An 18,793-nucleotide genomic window follows, 5' to 3' on the forward strand; every position below is an offset into this window, starting at 1 on the left:
CGGGATGTAGCAGCGGCTCAGGTAGTGAGGCAGCGCGGGATTGCAGCGGTGGGGCACATCGTCAAGAAGCTTGGTGAGGGCAATGTCTAAGACACCCTGTGAGCCAAGAATCCCCGCGCCTTTAGGCCGGGGAGTTGTCAACCAACCCAAATGTCCTTAGGGATGCTTGGGTTTATTTTTGGGACGCTGGGGAGTAGGCCAGACCCTTAGGGCGCGATCGGATAGGCCCCCGGCTTAACTCGCAGTTCGTGAACTTTGCCTTGGCGGTTGACTTCCACTAGTAAGGTACTGCCAACCCTACTTCCCTCAACAATTGCCTGAACTTCTGCAGCGGAAGCTACGGGGTTTCCCTCCAGCCGCTGAATAATATCCCCTGCCCGTAATCCAGCCTGGGCGGCGGGCGATGGGGTGAGGACTTGCACAATCAATACGCCCCGATCTTGCCCGATCGTCACCCCCAGATCCCCGTCCTTGTTCAATTCCTTGCGGAGTTCCGGGGTCAGATCCACCATCTGGATACCCAGGAAGGGATGCTCTACCCGGCCTTTGTTGAACAGTTGTTCCGCAATGCGCTCGGCGGTTTCGATCGGGATGGCAAAACCCAGTCCCTGGGCATTGGCACGGATGGCGGTGTTGATGCCAATCACCTCCCCGCGATCGTTGAGTAACGGTCCCCCCGAATTGCCGGGATTAATGGCGGCATCGGTTTGGATGAAGCTCACCCGTTTTTCGGGAATGCCCACCTGGGAACTCGATCGTCCGATCGCGCTAATAATCCCCGCCGTCACCGTGCTATCTAACCCCAAGGGATTGCCGATGGCGATCGCCCACTGGCCGGGCGCGAGGTTATCCGATCGGCCTAGGGGAGCCACGGGTAACTCTCTAGCGTCGATGCGAATGACGGCAATATCGGTGACGGGATCTGTCCCAATCACCCGCCCCTCAAACTGGCGACCATCTTTCAACGAAACCCGCACGGTTTTGGCCCCATCGACAACGTGGGCATTGGTAATCAGCCGCCCATCGGCGCTTAGGATAAACCCAGAGCCAGTCCCCCGTTCCACTCGCTCACCAGAGGGCGGCAGCATATTGCCAAAGAAGCGGCGCAGGAGCGGATCATTGAGCGCTTCGGGGAGGTCGCTGGCCACTTGCCGGGTGGCATCAATCCGGACCACGGTTGGCCCCACCCGCTCCACCGCCTCTGCAATAAAATTAGGGTTATTGCGCTCGATCACCCGCACCTCGCGTTCTGCTGGTTGGGCCATTGGCAGCGATTGCAATACGACCGGGATCGTGTGTGCGGCAGGCGGGGTTGCGGGCCAAAAGCGACTTACCCCTACCCCCACCCCCCCGCCGATCAGCAAGAGGGTTACATAAATCCCCAGTTGTCCGATTGATCGCCCCATAGTTCCCTAGCCCAATCTATAACGGCATCATCCAGTGCTACTGTTCCCACTGTAATCAAAAAAACTTCCGGATTTGTGCCCCTTGCGTCTCAAAACTTGACCGAAAACCTTGCGAAATGTAAACCCATGCGATCGCGTTCCCCTAACATCGACTTCTACTTTTGCCGCCCGTGGTTATTGGGCCTGCTGACGCTAGGCACCGTGGGGTGGGGGGCAGGCGGGGCTGCTCAACCGGCCTCACCCTGTCCACCCGCCGCCCTGGATCGGTTAAGCTTGCATCGAGTGGTACCGGGGGAGACGATCGCCAGTCTGGCCCAGCAGTATCAACTCAGGCCGGAAACCTTGCTTGGTCTGAACCCCGGTCTACGACAGGGGGGGGCGATCGTAGGGCAGGAGATTGTCATTCCCCCCCATGATGGGGTTCGGATTGCCGTTGCCCCTGGGACAACCTGGCAACAACTGGCGCAAACCTATACGATCCGGGCAGATGTGTTGTTTGAAGCTAATGGCTGTGTGGCCACCCCCACGGTTGTCTTTATCCCAGGGGTCACCTGGTCACCGGCATTGGCGACATCGGCGGAGGTATCCCCCCGCCCGCTGGTGGCAGAGACACAACTGTTTAGCGTCCTGACCCACTATCCCTTACCCAATAATCCCGCCACGGTGTTGACCCCCTATGGTTGGCAACGGTCACCGGGAACGGCAACCCCCAAATTTCAGAGTGGGGTGCAACTGCGGGCGGCTCCCGCAACCCCCATTGCAGCGGCGGGGGCCGGGACGGTTGCCTTTGCTGGCCGGGAAGCGGGCTATGGTAATCTCGTCGTGATCAACCATGTCCTGGGGTTACAAACCCGCTATGCCTCCCTGGGGACGATCGTGGTGACAGCCGGTCAAGCGGTCCAGGCGGGGGAAATCCTTGGTTACTTAAGTCCACTGATAGATCTGAACGAACCGTCGGCGCTCCTGTTTGAAGTGCGTCGGAATTTGGCAGCGGGCTGGGTAGCTCAGGACCCCATGCCATACCTGGCTGAGACCGTTCGCTAGCCTCAGCATCCTGGCTCAAGTCTACACACAGTCACCCAATGATTTCTAGGGAAGGCAAATGCGATGAAGGTGGGTTTTATTGGCCTGGGGACAATGGGGGCACCGATGGCGCTCAACTTGCTCAAGGCAGGGCATACCGTAACGGTCCACAACCGTACCCGCGATCGCGAACTCGCCGTCGCTGCTGCTGGGGCGAACCGCGCCGCTTCTCCCAGTGAGGCGGCCAGAGGCGCCGAGGTGATCATTACCTGTGTCAGCGATAGTCCCGATGTGGAAGCCGTCATTCTGGGGGAAAACGGTGTGATTCATGGCGCACAACCGGGCGCGATCGTGATTGATATGTCCACGATTAGCCCGATCGTCACCCGTGCCATTGCCGCCCAATTGGCTACTCAGGGGATCAAAATGCTGGATGCGCCCGTGTCCGGTGGGTCGGAAGGGGCACAAAACGGCACACTGTCCATCATGATTGGGGGCGATGCCGAAACCGTGGCCCAAGCCCTACCCGCACTCCAGGCAATGGGCAAAACCATTACCCATGTTGGCGGCCTCGGGGCCGGACAGCTCACCAAGGCGATCAACCAGGTGATTGTCGCTGGCACCTATTTAGCGGTCGCGGAAGGGATGGCCCTAGGGCTGAAGGCGGGGCTGGATCTGGAGCAGGTGGTGCAGGCGGTGGGCAGTGGGGCGGCAGGCTCGTGGGGGCTAACCCACCGCTCGCAGAATATGATCACCAATACCTATCCCCTGGGTTTCCGAGTACGCTTGCATCACAAGGATCTGAAAATTGCCCTGGAAGCGGCGCGGGAATTGGGGGTGGTATTGCCCGTGGCGGCCTATGTGGATCAAATTGAAACGGGACTCATTGCCCGTGGCTATGGCGATGAGGATGTGTCCGCGATCGCCCGCAGTATTCGGGAACAGTCAGGCATCGCGGGATAGCCGACAATTAGACCGGGTCGGCGCATGATGACCATGCCCGTGTTTGAGGACAACGAAAACACCCGCTCAACCCATTCGCTAAACAGGGTATCCATAAATTTCATGTGAGGACAGCAATTATTATCAGTACCCGCAACATGAGCAAGACGGAATGCCCAGCCGATGGATGCCAATACAGTCGTTCCCTTGCTAATGAAGTGCTGTCAAGCCTAGCGAACAAGGGGCTTAAGCCCCTTGTCTGGACCTTACCGAGTAGGGAAGTGCTGTAACCTCAGGAGCATCGCCAAGGCAAATATGTAAGTCCGACAGCGTGGCGTGCAAGTAGAAACGATTCGTCACCCTTTGGTTACGACAGAAGCTGACTTGGGCGGTCCCCCAGGCGGCTGGGCACGGTGGGATAACCCACTCAAAAGGGCGATCGCGATCGCGACGCCGCCCCCCACATAGAACACCGCCGTCCCCGCCTGTTGCCAAACTGGCCCCAACAGGAGTGGTGAGATAAATTGGCCCAGGGAAGAGCAGCCAGTGCCGATCGCCAATACCCCCGCCCGTTGCCGATCGGGGGCCAGATCTGACAGCCGACTATAGAGGTTCGGCATGATAATGCCAAAGCCTACCCCAAACAGCAGGGCGGTTAGCAAAATCCAGGGCACGATGGTCAAGGCCGGAATCGTCACCAGGGTGAGAGCCATCAGGGCAAAGCCAAGGGCGATCGCCTTTGTGGACCCCACACGACTGGCCAACCGACTTGCCCCCACCCCCGAGATCACCGCTGCGCCGACCGCCCGTGACGCCAGGATCAGACCATTGAGCAACGTATCCGCCCCGATCGCGGCCCTGAAATGGAGGGGCGCATAAATAATCACGATGTAAAACAGGACCGAAGCCAAACCCAGCCCTAGGAATAGAACCAGCACCTCCGGTCGTTGCAAGGTTTGCCACAATTCCTGGGTTTGACCTAAACGCACCGCTGCCGCTTGGGGTTCCTCCGGTTCTCGCAGGATCAATAACGCAGCTACCGCCACTGGAATCCCCAACCCGTAGAGGGCGAAGGCCCACTGCCAGCCCCAGGTGCGCCCGATCCCACCGCTTAAGATCGGGAAAATAATCGTCGCCACCGACAGGACACTGGTGGCATAGCCCATCAGCTTGGTGCGGGACTCGCCCTCATAAAGACTGCCCAACACCCCAATACTGGCCGCTGCAATCCCGGCACTGGCCATTCCCACCAAGGCACGCGATAACAGCAAACCGGCAAAATCGGTCATATAGGCCCCAATCGCGCCAAACAGGGCATAGGCCAATAGGGCGGGCACCAACACCTTCACCTTGCCAATACGATCGGCCAGAATCCCCCAGACCGGGCTAAACAGGGCCGTGGTGAGCGTGTGCATACTGACGAGCAGCCCAGCCCAGCGGGGGTCCACCTGGAGGGTTGCCACAATCTCCGGAAAGAGGGGAGCGACGATCGTGCCCGTAACACTGGTCAAACCACCCGCCGCCAGCATTAGGAGGAGGATTGGGCGCTGTTCCGGTTTAATAAAATCGAAAGGTCCCTGGGGACGAAGCGTTCTAGGATCTGTCATACAGGTGTGTGTCAAGGACCGGGCAAATGGCTCTGCGCAGGAACTGTCTGCGACTATACCTTAGCGGCTGCTGAGGTCGCCCGTTTTGATCAGAGCGCGCTCAACCGTCACCGGGGATGCCGGGAGGCATTGATGCAAGGTGGGGTCCCCAGCGCGTGGGCATTGAGTCGGACAGGGAACTTGGACAGGGAACAAAGTGACACCCCGCACCATCTCAATTGACGACCCGTCCCGCTATTGGCAATGCTCGCCACCTTGAGAGTGGGAGAGTGCCCCCTGCGCCATTGCAAGGGATGACCGGCCCCCCTGATCACAGCCGCCCTAGCAGGGCTATCGGCACAATACCGGATGGGTGTGCCCGTTATCCTGGTTAGGGTTGCCAACGAACTTGCAGACCGATACAGCGCCCCCTAACGACGCTACGGGGTGACTAACCCGGCGATCTTTGCCTTGCAGCGGGTAATAATCGGGCAATACGAACAGTTTATGCAACAATCTAAACAGTTTGCGGCACCGCCAAACGGGAGTACTGAGGGACACCATCCTGTCGCTGAATCGGCTGTCTAAACATCGGTCAATGGAGTAGATCGTGGAAGTAATCAAGGAGTACATGCAGGCCATCTATAAGCATGGTCTCTATCCGGACGAATACATTTGTCACCACAAGCAGGGGAGTTGGGTTGAGATTGAGGCTGTCCCTGGTGGGCAGCGTTCTAAGGTTTTAAGCTTTTGCAGCAACGACGTTTTAGGACTGGTGCAATCAGATGCCGTCAAACAAGCCGCGATCGCGGCCATTCTCCAATATGGCACCTCGAATAGCTCCTGTTCCTCCCTCAGTGGCCGCATTGACCTGCACCGGCAACTAGAACAAGAAATTTCCGCCTTTAAGCATCTACCCCATACCCAACTGTTCCTCAACGCTTGGATGGCTATGCAGGCCCTCATTGATGCCTACTGCCACCTAGCTATCCCCGTTCCTGGCTTCCAAAATACCCGCGAAGCCCTGATTATGACGGATGTGCTTAACCACGGCTGCATTGTCTCGGCGGTGGCTAATGCGGATAACCGATCGGGCAAAATGTTCAGCCATAGCCCCAATGTGCGGGTGAAAGCCTATCGCCACTGTGATGTGGAAGACCTCAGCCGGAAGCTGCGGCGCTATGCCAAGCCCAACGATCGCATCCTGGTGGTGTCCGACGCTGTGTTCTCAATGGATGGCGATTTGGCTCCGCTACCGCAAATGGTGGAGGTGTTGGAGCATTATCCCGGCAGTGTGTTGGTGATGGATGAGGCCCACGCCAGTGGTGCGATTGGCCCCAATGGGGGGGGAATTTATGAACATTTCGGTATGACCCCCCAACAGGTCCTCGATCGCGGCGTTGTACCGTTGATTATGACCACCTTCTCCAAGTTTGCGGCCTCAGCCGGGGCGGCAATTAGTAGCCACCTGCCAGAGTTAATCGATCTGCTGGAAGCTTCGCCCACCTCGATCGGGACCATTTCCCTGCCGCCGCCCACCACTGCCGCTGCCCTGGAAAGCATTCGCCAGGTCCGCCAACACCCGGAACTGGTACAAACCCTCCAGGCCAATACCCAATACCTGCGATCGCGGCTGGTGGAGCAGGGGTTTAACGCGATCGGTGAGACAAATGTCATCCCGGTCTTGCTGCCCCCGGAACTTGCCCCCAAGCCCTTTGCCCGTCACTTGTTGGAGCATCATGGGATTTGGATCTCGCCGATTTGGTTTATTGCCAAACCGCGCCTACGGATTACCGCAACCGCCCTCCATACCCAGGCCGAGATAGAGCAATTGGTGGAAGGGATGGTGGCAACCCGTGAAGCCTTTTATAAGTCAATGATTAGTGCCTAACGATTGCAGGGGATGCAAACGATTGATAGATACGGCGGCTGGCACGATATCGATCAACGGTCAGCCCACGATTCCCTCTGGACCCGCGAACGATTCCCTCTGGACCCGCGATAAGGCGATCGGTATCCCCCAGCAGCCCTGGCCGTGAGCGATCGCTCACCCAAGCGCAGATGCCCGGAGTATCTGGCCACCGATCGCTACGATCGCCGTCGAGACGATCGCGGACTCAACACATAGGCCGCAATGCCCCCGCCAATCAAACCAAAGAGGTGACCCTGCCAGGAAACCCCATAGCTCAGGGGCAAAATCCCCCAGAGCATCCCGCCATAGAGGACAATCACCACCACGGAAAAGGCGATCGCGGGCAGACTGCGATCGAAATATCCCCGCATAATCAAATAACCCAGATAGCCAAACACCAGACCACTGGCCCCAATATGAATCGACGTTGGCGCACCGATCAGCCAGGTGCCGAGGCCGCTGACAATCCAAATAATGAAGGTTACAGGCCAAAAATCACGGGTTTCCCGCCACATGACCAACCAGCCAAGGGTCATGACCAACCAGCCAAGGGTGAGGAAGGGGAGAGTATTCGAGATCAGATGCAGCAAGCTCCCATGTAAAAAGGGGGCAAAAATAATCCCCCGTAATCCCGCCAGATGATGGGGGTGAATACCGAGGAGATTCAGACGTCCGCCAAAGAAGAGCCAGTTGGCAAAAAAAACGAGCCACATCAAACCAACAAACCCCCCCAGGATCAAGCCTTGTACCTTCAGCTCTCGCCATAGGGCCTGTGTTTCATTTTGCGTCATAGTCAGTACCGCTCAATAACCAGCATCGGCTCAGGCAGGGATGCCTAGGCTCCAAGGATCACGGCTACTGCGGTTGGGCTGGATGCCGTTGGCGATCAGGTCATTGCCCAGAGCCAGGGGAACCCAACCTCCCCCGCAATCCCGCCCTGTCCCCTGCCGCCCCCTAGGGCTTAGGGGAGTTCAGGATTGCTGCCTTGAAGGTCTATGTTGATATCTGTTGATATCTATATATCAAGGATAGTCATTCAGACCCGACATAGGGAGTCGGCGAGGACGGGTTTGGCTTCGCCGGTTTGACATCCGCCTATGCCATCTGACGCATCACGATTAACTAGCCCGATGTTGGGCAACATCCCATTCATGGGCATAGCCTGCAGCGCCGTGTCTTGAGAAATCGCCCGCAAAATCTTGCCCGCAAAGCCACGTAGCCCAGTACTGCTGAGGATATCAGCGCCTGCAAGATAGGGCAGGGTTAACACGTCTATCCGGATCTGTCCCTAAAAGTTTAAAATATTTAATTGTTCCGCGTCCTGGGGGAATAATTAAAAAACAATATCAGTGGCGCTCCCAATCCCCCCTAGAATACTGACTGGCTAATTTTGCAGAAACTGGCGCTATGCCTCAGGTTGCTCTGATTTATCCCCAGATTCCCCCCAATACCGGTAATATTGCCCGCACCTGTGCAGCAACGAAGACCGCCCTGCATTTGGTTGGCCCCCTTGGCTTTGAGATCAGCGATCGCACCTTAAAGCGGGCCGGCCTGGACTACTGGCCCTACGTCGAAGTCCATTACCACGAAAGCCTTGCAGCCTTTCAAGCCTGCCATGCCCAACAGGGTGGACGCTGGATTGGCTTTGCCACCCAAGGGCAACACAACTATACCCACTTCCGCTTTCAGGCCGATGACTGGCTGCTGTTTGGCAGCGAGACGGCAGGTCTGCCCACGGCTGTCCTCGCTGCCTGTCAGGCGACCGTGTATATCCCCATGTCCCAAACACAGGTCCGTAGTCTCAACCTCTCCGTAAGTGCGGCCTTAGGGTTGTTTGAAGCACGTCGCCAACTGGGGTATTTAGATTAGCCGATTGGGCAATAAGGTCCGAGCCAAGTTGCGGCGACTTTAGGGGGGCGATCGGTCGGATGGCGTCTATCCGGTCCTCGCAACCCTGAGGCCACTTGTCCGAAAATATGAGCCACCGATCGCCGAAATACAGATAGCTAGGCTACAAAAATGATCCTTTCTAATAAGAGATTCCTATAGCTAAAGCCGCAACTCAGGCATTCGCTATCGATAGATTTTTGTCATTATCCTTCCCGTTTCTGTCCGGACGTTCCCGATTGAGGGTGAATAGTTTTGGCACGGGTGGCTGCTGAATCCCAGCTATAGCAACTATTAGCAGGCGATCGTCCAGAGCGTTGTGGCGACGATCAACCACGAGAGGGTGTGCACCAATGGGGATATCGGCAGGGATTAATACGGATGCAATTTTGCCCGACTTGCCTTAGAGTTCGCCTTTACAAGGGTGATCTGCCCGCTTTTGAGCTACAGAAATCAGCAGAGAACAGCGATTTCTCAGGCAATCTGGCTGTCATTAAACAGTCCAATCAGATTTTGATAAGTTTCTGAATCTTGTCTAAATCAGAAAAGCAGGGTAAGCTTTCGTGAGTGTAATTACCGTCAATGACGCTGATCGCTAACTGGTTGTGATCTTTGTCATTGATCTGCAACTGCCCGAAGTACCCGAATTCAGTCCGAAGTACCCAAGACAGTTCATGCTGGTCGTTTAGGAGGTCGTTCCTTGACACGAGGATTTTCAGAAGGGGTTAAGCCGTTATGCGTCCCTGCCGCTATGCCCAGCGCAGCAGCGGGGCACGTAGATCAGGCGAACACGGTGGACCGTGCCACTGTGCTCCCCGACGTAAACTCTAAAGGGGAAGTTTCGGCCCTTGAGCAACTCAAGCAGGCACTCCCCGACCTTGGCCGCAATCGTCGTGCCCACACATCTGCCGCGATGCTCGGGCTAGCGCTTTCCGTCGGGATTTCTGACTTTTTGCTCCATTCCCAACGGGGTCAAGCCCTCGCCGTTGAGCCAAATTCTGCTACTACGAGTGAGGCCGCTGTTCCCGTCCTGCCGACCGCTGCCGACTTGGCGGCTACTGTCTCTGAGGTTGAGCCAAGCGAAGCCCCGATCACGACTTTCTCCTCTGAGACTGAGGTTAAAGCCACTGTCCTGGAGCATATTGTTCAGGAAGGTCAGACGCTTTGGGATATTGCACGGCTCTATCGGGTTGATGCGGCGGCGATCGCGGCTTCTAACCATTTGCCCCCGGAAACTGTCCTACGGGTGGGCCAAATTCTGCGCATTCCCTCGATCAACGGGATTGTGCATGAATTGCAGGCTGGTGAAACCCTGGAGGCTGTCTCCCGGACCTATCAGGTTGCACCCCAGCAATTGGCTGCCCCAGGTGAAGGCCAAGGGACCCCAAACCCCGTTGTGGTGCCGGGGAACGTCAATGACCTGCTCAAGGCCAAGCAAGAGGTGGCCCTTAACCGCCTGAAAGAGAAGCGGGAATCCCTCAAGCAGAGCTTAGAAACCCTGCAAACAGCCCCTGCGCCGGAGACAACCGCACCGGAGACAACCGCGCCAGCGTCTCCCTTGACGGTGAGTGCAGCCCTGGAGTCGAGCCAGCCTTTTCCAACCCCAACTGCTCTAGCCGAAAGGGCGGGTACTGGGGCCGCTAGTAGCGCGGCAACGCCCCCAACCGCCGTGCCTACGGTTCCTCCCCTGCTGCAAGCGGGGGTTTCCCAAGATAAGCCCCTACAGATTGCTGCAATTCCCAACCTGCGTACGGTGCCTTATCAAGTGCAGGTAGGCGATACCCTCAACGAAATTGCCAATCGCTATGGTACTTCCCAGGCGGAATTGATTAACCTCAATCGACTGCGTGATCCCAATGTGCTTTGGGCGGGTCAAACGCTCCAAGTTCCCCACGCTGCTGCCCAGATGGCAGATCAAGCCGCCGTTGTCGCGCTCCGGCTAGAAGACACGGAGGTGCGATCGGAGGTAGAACTACCATCGCCTTTGAGTACCCCCCCGGCAGCCGCCTCTCCGGCGGCGCCCCAAGCCGTCGCCAGTATTACCCCAGGGGGCAATACGTATCGGGTGAATCCTGGGGATACCTTGGATGGGATTGCCCGGAATTATGGGGTTTCGCGTGACCTCTTGGTGGCGGTTAACCAAATCAGTGACCCCAACCGCATTGAGGTTGATCAGGTACTGCGTATCCCCCAGGCGAATCGTAGCCCGGTGGCAGCTATGGGTGGTGGACTGCCTGTGGTGACGGGTGTGCCAGTGGAGACCCGCAATTTCCCAGCGACCTCGCCAATGGCGTCTAACCCGACGGTATTCCCTAACCTCGTGAGTCCTGCTGGGACTACGACTGTACCCACTACCAGTGGTCCGAACTCGGATATTCCGGTGATCACAGGTATACCAGTCCCAGAGGTGGATCAGGCGTCGGCGATTGCCTTTGCGCCGATTGGTACCCGGCAACCCCAAGCCCCACCCGTTGAAGCCGCGCCTAGCTTTGAGCCGCAACGACAGTACAGTCCCTATGTGGAGCGGCTGAAGGCTGAGGTTATGCAACTGCGATCGCGCTATTCCAGTTGGACCCCTAGCCAGACAACGGCCACCAGCCCAACCCCAGTCACGGCGGATGAAGCCGTGGCCGCGACGATCGCTCCGACGCTTAGCCCGACGGCGATTGCCCCAGCCACCTCGGCGGCCCCAACGCGATCGGGTGCCCGTGTGAATCCTGACTGGCAAGGGGTCGAAAACTACAACGCGGGGATTTACCGTCGCTGGCAATCGGGCCAAACGGCTCGTGTGGAAGCCCCCAAGGTAGCTCCAGTCCCCAGTGAACAATTGATTGCGGCAGCTCCCTTGACCTCTGAGGCCTATGACCCGATTATTCAGCAATCCCTAGGTCGGACGGTTTCTCCGGATCTCCCGGCCCTATCCAATCCCGATTCCTATCTCCCCGACGCGGCCCCGGTCTTTAACGGCTATAGTTGGCCTGCACGTGGGGTGCTGACCTCTGGGTTTGGTTGGCGCTGGGGTCGGATGCACAAGGGGATTGACATCGCCGCGCCGATCGGGACGCCGATCGTGGCCGCCGCCGGTGGCGTGGTGGTGACGGCGGGTTGGAATTCCGGTGGCTATGGTAATCTGGTGGAGATTCAGCACCCCGACGGTAGCCTGACCCTCTATGCCCATAACAACCGCATTCTGGTCCGTCCGGGGCAGCAGGTGGAGCAAGGTCAGCAAATTGCTGAGATGGGCAGTACGGGCTTTAGTACGGGTCCACACCTCCACTTTGAGATCCATCCGGCAGGTCGGGGAGCCGTTAACCCGATCGCGTTCCTGCCGAGTCGTTAAGGGATCTCGCGCTTAACCATTTCATTTTTTGTTTCTCCGCTAGTCTAATTCGCTACAAATTGTGTGGGGGAGCCGATTGGCTCCCTTTTTTCATGCGATGATGCAGAGGAGAGGTGCGCTTAGGCTATGTTCCCAGTTATCTACTCAGACGCGTTTCTTGAGCACAAAACGGGGCGGTTGCATCCTGAATCGCCCGATCGTCTGGTGGCAATTGTGGCGGGTCTACGGGCAGCCCCCTGGGCGGATCAGCTCCAGTGGCGATCGCCCACGCCGATCGCTGAGCGTGACCTGAGTGTGATTCAGAAAGTTCATACCCGTTCCTATCTAGAACGGTTGAGCCAATTGGCGGCGATGGGGGGGGGGCTGTTAGACAGTGATACGGTGGTTTCTCCCCGCAGTTATGACGTGGCCCAACTGGCGGTGAGTGCCTGGTTGGATGGGGTGGATGGGGTGCTTGCAACGGGTGAACCCGCTTTTGCGTTAGTCCGTCCGCCGGGGCATCATGCCCTCTGGAATCAGGGGATGGGGTTTTGTTTATTGGCCAATGCGGCGATCGCGGCCTACTATGCGCTGCAACAACCGGGTGTGGCGCGGGTGGCGATTCTGGATTGGGATGTTCATCACGGCAATGGCACCCAAGCGATCGTGGAAGATCACCCCCAAATTGCCTATTGTTCTCTGCACCAGTTTCCCTGCTATCCGGGAACAGGCAAAGCCACCGATCGGGGAAAATACCAAAATGTCTTGAATATCCCCTTGCCGCCGGGGAGTACGATCGCCGATTATTTGCCCCCCCTCCAACAGCAGGCAATCCCATTTTTACAAGCCTTTCAGCCGGATTTGCTGCTGGTCAGTGCCGGATATGACGCCAACCATCATGATCCCCTGGCAAGCCTGTGCCTACAACCGGCTGACTTTGGGGGATTGACCCATGATTGCCTGCAAGTGACCCGGCGGATTTTATTTGGTTTGGAGGGGGGCTATGATTTGGACACACTAACCGCCTCGGTATTGGCCACAATCGCGGCGTGTCTACCGTTGGCGACGCCCCCTTCTGGGGGGTAAGCCGAGCGTTGACCCGTTGACCCACAACTATTGGGGGTCCAAAACAGGACATCCGTTTCACGGGGTATATTGGCAGAAAGACTGGCCTGCCTGGACAGTGGTCATCGAACACTTTGGGGCTGAAACCCCGTCCTGCTAGGACGGCTTTACGTCTCACAGCCTAGCGAGTATAACGTGAGCGATGTCAATGGCTGACCACACCGGCGTGCATATCCCATCCCCAGAAATCTCATGGATAGACCGAAACGGAAAAAACAGCCCCCCCTGATTCTGACCTTGGGTACGCCGTTGCTGCTCATTGTGGGTGGCATCACCGCTTACTGGGCCTTGGCAAGCCGCCAAACGCATCTGGCTGCTGTTCCCGTGGGGGCTAATGTGATTCCACGATCGGCCCCCCTCACGGTTACCCTTAGCACTGATCCGGCTCAGTGGCAGCCATTTCAGGAATTTGGGACGCCCCGCTCCCGTGCATTGGTCCAGGATGCCCTGAGGCAGTGGCGCGATCGCTGGCTGACCCGTAATGGCTACACCTACGAACGGGATATCCAACCCTGGCTGGGGGATGCCTTTACCCTAGCGGTGCTGCCCCGGACTGCGCCGGTCCTGAGTGCGAGCCAGCCCAGTCCCGCCTACTCCTTTTTAGCCGTGTTACCGATCGCCGATCCAGCCTTAGCCAAACAGGTGTTGAGCAAACCCCAGTCCCCCGCGAATCGTCCTTGGGTGGAGCGTGCCTATCGGGGCTTTGCGATCTTTGAAACCCCCGGTGACCCAGCCCAAACCCTCTCGCTCACGGTTCTGGATAACCGCTATGTGGTAATTACCACCGATCCGAAGGTGACGGAGCGGGCGATCGATGCCTATCGGGGCGATCATAGCCTCACCCAGACGCCGGGGTATCGACGAGCCTTTGCCAGCATTGAGGTAGACAAGCCCTTCGCCCAGCTTTACCTCAACGTGCCGGAGGCTGCCACCCTCAGCCTCAGTCAGGCTCCCAAGTCCTTCCCCTCCCAAGCCTTAACCCAATTACAGCAGCAACAGGGGATGGCTGTGACAGCCCAGTGGCGGGATAACGGCATGGCACTCCAGGGTATCTCCTGGCTCAAACCCGATAGCAGCGTTAAAAAACGGGTCACCAATACCGGTAACAACATGGCTGCTCGCCTGCCCGACAGTACGTTCATGATGCTCACGGGGGGTAATCTGCAACACCTCTGGCAGGACTACATCCAGGCGGCAGAGGCCAACCCCAACTCTCCGATCAACCCCGATAGCCTGCGGGTTGGGGTCAAATCGATTACGGGTATGGATCTGGAGCAGGATTGGCTGCGCTGGATGGGCGGGGAATTTGCCCTCGCCTTACTCAGACCCCCAACCAGCGATCGCCCCCAATTTGCGGCAGGCTTAACCCTGATGGTACAGGCCAGCGATCGTCGAGCGGCGGAGACCGCCCTGCAAACCCTCGATCGTCAGGTTCAGGAGCGCTATCGCTTTCGGGTTGAAACCGTCGAAGTCAACCGTCAACCCGTCACCCAGTGGACACCGCCCGTTGCTGTCAGCGGTCTTACCGTCACCCACGGTTGGCTAGAGGGCAACACGGTCTTTTTGACCCTGGGTCCCCAATTGGCCAGTCAATTGGTCCCCCGCCCCACCCAACCCCTCAGCCAATCGGAAGCCTATCAGAGCACCGTTCCCATGCAGCTCAATCCCAGTAACGGCCATTTCTACTTGAACCTCAGCCCACCCGTGCCTACCCGGTCCCTCTCCCTACCCTGGGCCAGTGATCGCCAACCCTTGCTAGAGGGCTTGCAGGCGATCGGTGTCACTGCTGCTGTCAATGACCAACGCACCACCCGTTACGATATTTTTGTCAAACTGAATCGGGGAACACCTTAGCCACGCTAGCGAGGAGAGATGGGACCGGAACTGATCACAATTCTGGCGACAGCGATCGCCACGTCAACGCCCCTAATTTTTGCTTGTATGGGGGAAACCCTGACAGAGCGGGCGGGGGTGATCAACCTCTCCCTGGAGGGGACGATGCTCCTGAGTGCCATGACGGGTTTTGCGATTGCCAAATACAGTCATAGCCTCCTGTTGGGATTTCTGGGGGCGGCGATCGTGGGGATGCTGGTCGCTTTAGTGGTTGCCTATGGGGCCATTACCCTGCACCAGTCTCAGGTGGCGATCGGCTTTGTGTTGACCTTGCTGTGCGGCGACTTGTCTTCCTTCCTGGGGAACCCTGTAGTGCGAGTTCCCGGTCCCACCGTACCGCACTTTCCCCTACCGGGCTTGCAACAGCTTCCGATCGTCGGCCCTCTGTTTTTCCAAGCCGATCTGTTGGTCTATAGCAGCTATCTGCTGATCGGTTTTTGCTGGTTTTATCTATATCGCACCCGCAGTGGGTTAACCCTACGGGCGATCGGGGAACAACCAGCAGCAGCATTTGCCCGGGGGATACCCGTCATCCGCTGGCGCTATGTCTATACCCTGCTGGGTGGTGCCCTGGTCGGTATTGCTGGGGCAGCGTTTTCCCTGGATTTCAAAGCTGGCTGGAGCCATCGCCATACGGCGGGCTATGGCTGGATTGCCCTAGCGATCGTGATCTTTGGCGGGTGGCAGCCCCTACGCGTGGCCCTCGGTGCCTACCTCTTTGGCATCCTACAATCCTTGGCCAGCGTTGCCCAGGCCATCATGACTGGTGTGCCCACCCAAGTCTTTAGTGTGGCTCCCTTCGTTTTAATGATTGTGGCCTTAGTCGTAACGTCTGGAAATTGGCTCGATCGTCTCTCAAACCGGTTACCCACTGCCCTCAGACACTCCCTAGGCCAGCTCCTACCAATGAATCCGCCCGCCGCCCTCGGTAAAATATTTGAGCCAGACTGAAGGATTCAGAACTTTACAATAACCATTACCAAACATGTCAAACCGCAACATTTCATTGCAGAATATCACTAACTCTCTGGACCCTGAACTTTCCTGGAAAGAACTTTTTATACTGGTGGGATAACTGATCTGTACTTGCCTCTAGGAGGGGCTGGTCCAATGGTTCACACCTACGAAGTCTTCGTTGACATGAAGGAATATCTCGAACAAGCCTGCAACCATTCACGGTTGATGTCTGCACGTTACGAGGTGGATGCAGAATCACGGGAGCAGGCTGATCGCATGGCGCGGGGACAGGCCACTGGCGACTATCCCAAAGCTACGGAATATGATGTACGGGTAACCCGTTTACTTCTCTAGAAATTGACCCACTCGCTACACGAATTTTGGCAACCTACCGCTCTATCTAGGTAGTTTTCCATTATCAAGCTCAGCAACAAACTTCGATATTGCTGTCTACTTGGCTCAGTTTAGCCCTGTTCTGGATAAGGCTTAATGATACCACTCAGATAAGAGGGGCTAAGTGCCCAGCCGCGTGACTGCCCGCCAGAAAATCGATGTGACTGAAATTTTCTGAATTTAAGCTATTAAACCTCAATCCACTAGACAACTAACGCGATCGCAGGGCGCAGAGCGCCCTATTTTTTGCGTCCAATCCTGTACCCGCATTACGGCAAACGCCTTAATTGAGGGGCAGCGGTGACTCCTCAGGCATTGGCGAGGGTTTGGGTTCAAGAAACACAACGCGACGTTGGCTGGGGTCAACCCGGTGTCCCTGCTCCTGCATCACACTCTTGGCTTGTTGGGGATCAAAGTAGCGATCGAAGTCTGCTTGCAAATGCTCAACGCGGGTCTTGGTCAATGTGGCTTCTGCCTGAATTTCCTGCAATTCCCGTTGTTGGTTCCGAATTTGGGGTAGCAGGTGCAGCAACGCCGCTACGCATCCCAAAATGAATAGTGCATTCATGCCAAATTTGATCGCGACCTCGATCGTCTGTGGACGATAGGCGGGGTGGAATGCGTGGGCGCGACGGCGGCGATCGGCCCGCCGACTCAGGCGATCAGACGGGGCAATTGCCGTTGGCGATGGAGGGGCAAACATGGGGAGTTAATTCAGCAGGTCAGTGTAGAACAATGAAAATAGGCAATTGGATTGTAGGCGATCGCTCCGTTTACGGCTAGATCTTCGCCGATGATTCCCGAATCTGCGGCTAGCCACCGCTCTTCCCCCCCAGCGCACCTTGCCCCCCTGCCTCATCCATGATCAGCCTGATCAGAGAGGGCGTACTGGGGGTGAGATAACCCCAATGAGACATCCGTGAAAAGACGGTTTTACCAATCCGCTAAAATTGAAGATACTAATAGGCAAGCAAGGATGATCATCCTGCTCATCAACCCGTCTTAGGATGACAGCAATGTCGGCCTGCATGAACGAACGACTCAATAGCAATGGGTTGAGTTTGGCTGTTAAGGGTTGCCCATAATCCACCCAGACTAGGGCAGGGATCTGAATCAGGGGCAGTGAGGCTACGGTGTCCAATGGGTCCAGTTCAATGGGTATCTCTAGTCCGTAACTTTTCACTCAATATCGTAGGGAGTAAGCAAGTCCCCCCATGAATGCTTCTGTCTCTGACACACCTAAAATTTTAGTCGTTGATGATAATCCCTATGGACGGGCAACGGCTGCGGCCCTGTTGTCGGTGGAAGGGTATGAGGTGTTTGAAGCCGAAGATGGGATCGCTGCCCTAGAGCAGACGACAGCGGTCAATCCCGATCTCATCCTGTTGGATATTATGATGCCCGGTCTGGACGGCTTTGAAGTGTGCTCCCGGCTGAAGGGAGATGAACATACCCGTCTAATTCCCGTGATCATCATTACCGCCCTGAATGATCAGAACTCTCGCCTCCGGGGTATTGAAGCGGGCGCTGACGATTTTCTTAATAAGCCCTTCGATCGCTTGGAGTTGTCGGCACGGGTGAAGTCCCTGATCCGCCAAAAGCGCCTGAATGAGGATTTGGAACATGCCGAGCAGGTTCTGTTCTCGATCGCCCGCACGGTCGAAAGTCGTGATCCGGGTACGGGCGACCACTGCGAACGGTTGGTAGACCTGGGTGAAGCATTTGGTGAATTCCTGGGTCTGACGCGGGCTGAAATCCGTGATCTTGCCTGGGGCGGGTATTTGCATGACATTGGCAAGGTGGGTATCCCCGATGCGGTTTTACTGAAGAAGGGCAAACTAACCGACGAGGAATGGCAGATTATGAGACAGCATGTCCTCATTGGCGAGAAGATCTGCCAACCGCTGCGGACAATGCGGGGGGTTCTGCCCATTATCCGCCACCACCACGAGCGTTGGGATGGTACGGGGTACCCGGATGGCCTCGTGGGGAATGAGATTCCCTTCCTGGCGCAGATCTTTCAGATGATCGATATCTACGACGCCCTGGTGAGTGAGCGTCCCTACAAACCGGCCTTTACCCCGGAACAAGCCCTAGAAATTTTTGCGCAGGAAACGGAGCGGGGCTGGCGCAATCCCGAATTAGTGGCCAAGTTTGCTGAGTTTATTCGGCAGACAACCGCCAACAGCTTACCCCACTTGGGGCCTACTGCGACGGCAGTCAGTTAGCAGCGGACGGGGCTGGCACCAGCCTAGATGGTTTAGGTTGGTTGCTTAAGAGCCTATTTGCAGCGTCTAGAGGCGGTTGCCTTGACGACTAAAGTTGTCACTACGAACAACGCAGCCCCTGG

At 57.0% G+C, this 18,793-nt stretch carries 15 protein-coding genes; 10 read left to right on the forward strand and 5 right to left on the reverse strand.

Annotation, left to right across the window (positions count from 1 at the left end):
- Window positions 1-206: 206 nt before the first annotated feature.
- The gene (locus ACWIUF_RS13420) at window positions 207-1,406 is read right to left on the reverse strand and encodes an HhoA/HhoB/HtrA family serine endopeptidase (RefSeq protein WP_448572938.1); all 1,200 of its coding nucleotides are present in this window, start codon (window positions 1,404-1,406) and stop codon (window positions 207-209) included.
- 126 nt (window positions 1,407-1,532) lie between these two features.
- On the opposite strand from ACWIUF_RS13420, the gene ACWIUF_RS13425 reads away from it, so the two are divergent.
- Both ACWIUF_RS13425 and ACWIUF_RS13430 read left to right on the forward strand, forming a co-directional pair.
- Window positions 1,533-2,450: a LysM peptidoglycan-binding domain-containing M23 family metallopeptidase gene (locus tag ACWIUF_RS13425; protein ID WP_448572939.1), complete on the forward strand. Its 918-nt coding sequence runs from the start codon at window positions 1,533-1,535 to the stop codon at window positions 2,448-2,450.
- A 63-nt stretch (window positions 2,451-2,513) separates the two neighbouring features.
- Window positions 2,514-3,392, forward strand: a complete 879-nt coding sequence (locus tag ACWIUF_RS13430; protein ID WP_448572940.1) for an NAD(P)-dependent oxidoreductase — start codon at window positions 2,514-2,516, stop codon at window positions 3,390-3,392.
- A gap of 335 nt (window positions 3,393-3,727) precedes the next feature.
- Here the strand turns inward: ACWIUF_RS13430 and ACWIUF_RS13435 are convergent, their stop codons facing one another.
- The gene (locus tag ACWIUF_RS13435; RefSeq protein ID WP_448572941.1) at window positions 3,728-4,978 is read right to left on the reverse strand and encodes an MFS transporter; all 1,251 of its coding nucleotides are present in this window, start codon (window positions 4,976-4,978) and stop codon (window positions 3,728-3,730) included.
- A 589-nt stretch (window positions 4,979-5,567) separates the two neighbouring features.
- On the opposite strand from ACWIUF_RS13435, the gene ACWIUF_RS13440 reads away from it, so the two are divergent.
- The gene (locus ACWIUF_RS13440; RefSeq protein WP_448572943.1) at window positions 5,568-6,848 is read left to right on the forward strand and encodes an aminotransferase class I/II-fold pyridoxal phosphate-dependent enzyme; all 1,281 of its coding nucleotides are present in this window, start codon (window positions 5,568-5,570) and stop codon (window positions 6,846-6,848) included.
- Between the two features lie 197 nt (window positions 6,849-7,045).
- Here the strand turns inward: ACWIUF_RS13440 and ACWIUF_RS13445 are convergent, their stop codons facing one another.
- Together ACWIUF_RS13445 and ACWIUF_RS13450 are read right to left on the reverse strand one after the other, a co-directional pair.
- Window positions 7,046-7,660, reverse strand: a complete 615-nt coding sequence (locus tag ACWIUF_RS13445) for a rhomboid family intramembrane serine protease (RefSeq protein WP_448572944.1) — start codon at window positions 7,658-7,660, stop codon at window positions 7,046-7,048.
- Window positions 7,661-7,905: 245 nt separating this feature from the next.
- On the reverse strand, window positions 7,906-8,139 hold the full coding sequence (locus tag ACWIUF_RS13450) for a hypothetical protein (RefSeq protein WP_448572945.1): 234 nt from the start codon (window positions 8,137-8,139) through the stop codon (window positions 7,906-7,908).
- Window positions 8,140-8,276: 137 nt separating this feature from the next.
- Here ACWIUF_RS13450 and ACWIUF_RS13455 point away from each other — a divergent pair, with 137 nt between their 5' ends.
- From ACWIUF_RS13455 to ACWIUF_RS13480, 6 genes are all read left to right on the forward strand, one after another.
- Window positions 8,277-8,738 carry a tRNA (cytidine(34)-2'-O)-methyltransferase gene (locus ACWIUF_RS13455; RefSeq protein WP_448572947.1) on the forward strand — a complete coding sequence of 154 codons (462 nt, stop codon included), beginning with the start codon at window positions 8,277-8,279 and terminating at the stop codon, window positions 8,736-8,738.
- Between the two features lie 769 nt (window positions 8,739-9,507).
- Complete coding sequence (locus ACWIUF_RS13460) at window positions 9,508-12,096, forward strand: LysM peptidoglycan-binding domain-containing protein (RefSeq protein WP_448572948.1); 2,589 nt, start codon at window positions 9,508-9,510, stop codon at window positions 12,094-12,096.
- Window positions 12,097-12,222: 126 nt separating this feature from the next.
- On the forward strand, window positions 12,223-13,161 hold the full coding sequence (locus tag ACWIUF_RS13465; protein ID WP_448572949.1) for a histone deacetylase family protein: 939 nt from the start codon (window positions 12,223-12,225) through the stop codon (window positions 13,159-13,161).
- 231 nt (window positions 13,162-13,392) lie between these two features.
- Window positions 13,393-15,054: a DUF3352 domain-containing protein gene (locus ACWIUF_RS13470; RefSeq protein WP_448572950.1), complete on the forward strand. Its 1,662-nt coding sequence runs from the start codon at window positions 13,393-13,395 to the stop codon at window positions 15,052-15,054.
- An 18-nt stretch (window positions 15,055-15,072) separates the two neighbouring features.
- Window positions 15,073-16,044, forward strand: coding sequence for an ABC transporter permease (locus ACWIUF_RS13475; protein ID WP_448572951.1), 972 nt, complete (start codon window positions 15,073-15,075; stop codon window positions 16,042-16,044).
- Between the two features lie 159 nt (window positions 16,045-16,203).
- A complete protein-coding gene (locus ACWIUF_RS13480) occupies window positions 16,204-16,404 on the forward strand; it encodes a hypothetical protein (protein WP_448572952.1) in 201 nt (66 codons plus the stop codon).
- Window positions 16,405-16,726: 322 nt separating this feature from the next.
- Here ACWIUF_RS13480 and ACWIUF_RS13485 read toward each other — a convergent pair whose 3' ends face one another.
- On the reverse strand, window positions 16,727-17,146 hold the full coding sequence (locus ACWIUF_RS13485; RefSeq protein WP_448572953.1) for a slr1601 family putative cell division protein: 420 nt from the start codon (window positions 17,144-17,146) through the stop codon (window positions 16,727-16,729).
- A gap of 511 nt (window positions 17,147-17,657) precedes the next feature.
- Here ACWIUF_RS13485 and ACWIUF_RS13490 point away from each other — a divergent pair.
- Window positions 17,658-18,671 carry an HD-GYP domain-containing protein gene (locus ACWIUF_RS13490; RefSeq protein ID WP_448572954.1) on the forward strand — a complete coding sequence of 338 codons (1,014 nt, stop codon included), beginning with the start codon at window positions 17,658-17,660 and terminating at the stop codon, window positions 18,669-18,671.
- Window positions 18,672-18,793 lie beyond the last annotated feature (122 nt).

The sequence above is a fragment of the Trichothermofontia sp. genome (assembly GCF_053493415.1).